The following is a 1,764-nucleotide window of genomic DNA, read 5'->3' as shown; positions in this document are numbered from 1 at the left end:
CGCCGAAGCCTTCGAGCACGTCGAGGTGAGGGTCGACCTCACGGGCGCCGAGTGAGCACCCGGTCGCATCGTTGGTGACGTTGACCTGGCCGACCCGCGTGAGCAGTGGCCCAAAGAGCATCACCGAGCTGCGCATGCCTAGTACACTTCCACAAATCTTCTAAGTTATCATATGAGCGGTCATAACAGTAATACGGAATTTGCTGGAATACTAAAATGTTTTCTGGCATCTGAGTTCCCTTTGGTTTTTCGAGCAGAGTGTCAATGTCGCCATTATGCAAAAGGGTAGGAAGGCGATCACCACGCACGATTAGAGCACCCGCCATGCCACTTGAGACTTGCAGTGCTGTGGAACCATGCACATGGGGATGGTACCAAAACGTACCTGCTGGATGCTCAGGGGGCAGGTTGTACTCGTATTGAAATATTGGGTCACCAGGTTTAATTTTCGTCAAAACATTGTCGCTATTGCCCTTTGGACTGACCCAGAAACCGTGGGTGTGTAAATTTGTGTCATTGAAACAATGGGGTTCATTAACATTATCAGGTGGTTCGATGCAACTGGGCTCAGATGGTAACTTATTGTTCAGGTTGACGACGATTGTATCACCAGGATTGGCTTCAATAGTTGGTGCTACATAGGGTCGATTTGGATCAGTATCAGTGCCGAAGTAGCTTCGCAACCGTACTTGGTCCTCTGCCATGGTTGCTGGGTTGTAGAGTTTGTTTGTAGTATATTTAATCTTGAAATTAAACCGTCTTAATCTACCTTGGGTTAGGGCTGCTTTGAGGGTCGGTGGATTTTGGAAGCGGCGTTCTGCTGGTTCAGCTTGGGCGGGCTGTGCCGCGAGCATTGTGATCTGTGCTGATATAAAAAACGCAACAATAATGTTACGACAAGTTACCCAGAAGCGATCGCCACCCTCGCCAAAAATCTGGATACCAACAGTTTTCATGATTGGTATTAGGAATCTTTTATAGCACTTGTGATAGTGATGAGCTACAAATTTATGGGGTTTAGGCAGCAGGGAGCAAGTAAGAGTTAAGAGGTAAAAAATCTTGTCTACCTCATAGCCATGAGAAACCCTATGATTTCTCAATAACTTTTTGTTCATGGTAGTAATCGTCCTTAGGGTTATTGTCTATTTCTGTAGATTTATCACAGAAATCTTTTGTGGAATTGTTTGAACACAAACACTCACCATAGAAAGTATATAGCATTGAAAAAAAAAAGAGCACTAAAAAATATGACATTATGTCAAACTTTGTAAACAAAAGGAGATTTGACCAAAAAAAACATTGCCTAATGGGACTTTAGCCGTCAGCTAATGGGCTACGGGCACGCTACTTGAGGTGCTATCAGCGGTCAGCTTAAAACGAGTTATCCGGCTGAGGAATTGAACGGGGAGCATGTCACTTATGGACAGCATTTGTACTCAGGACTTACGCACAGAATGCATGGGTAGGGTGGGCAAAACCTTGCCCACCCTACAGGTAGCGTTAAATTGAGGGATTTGCGTAAGTCCTAGTACTAAAGCTATAGCACCATCATGGGTTTTAGCTTGCTCTGAGCTACTATTTATAAATAGGTCATGAACAATCTTGCTAATTTTTTAGAACAGCAAAAAATGCTCCAAGCTCTTTCCTACTAATGCCCAGTCCCTGCTCCTAGGTTCCTGTTTAGATTCATCCTATGTTTACAACTAAAAAAAAACTATAGTAGATAGTTCATATGTTCTTCAACTTTGACCTTCTCCCAATTTA

The 1,764-nt window shown here is 43.9% G+C and carries 1 protein-coding gene; it reads right to left on the bottom strand.

The window, feature by feature from the left end:
- Positions 1 to 38: 38 nt before the first annotated feature.
- Positions 39 to 956 (bottom strand): multicopper oxidase domain-containing protein, encoded by a 918-nt coding sequence (locus F6K53_RS39850; protein WP_293085550.1) that lies wholly within the window; start codon positions 954 to 956, stop codon positions 39 to 41.
- Positions 957 to 1,764: the final 808 nt, after the last annotated feature.

The sequence above is a fragment of the Moorena sp. SIO4A1 genome (assembly GCF_010672065.1).
Lineage (GTDB): Bacteria > Cyanobacteriota > Cyanobacteriia > Cyanobacteriales > Coleofasciculaceae > Moorena.
Note: the sequence above shows the minus strand (reverse complement) of the source record. Positions and strands in the feature narration are given on the sequence as shown.

Coding starts and splice junctions, on each gene's coding strand:
- F6K53_RS39850 (WP_293085550.1), bottom strand. CDS start 956: ATGAAAACTGTTGGTATCCAGATTTTTGGCGAGGGTGGCGATCGCTTC.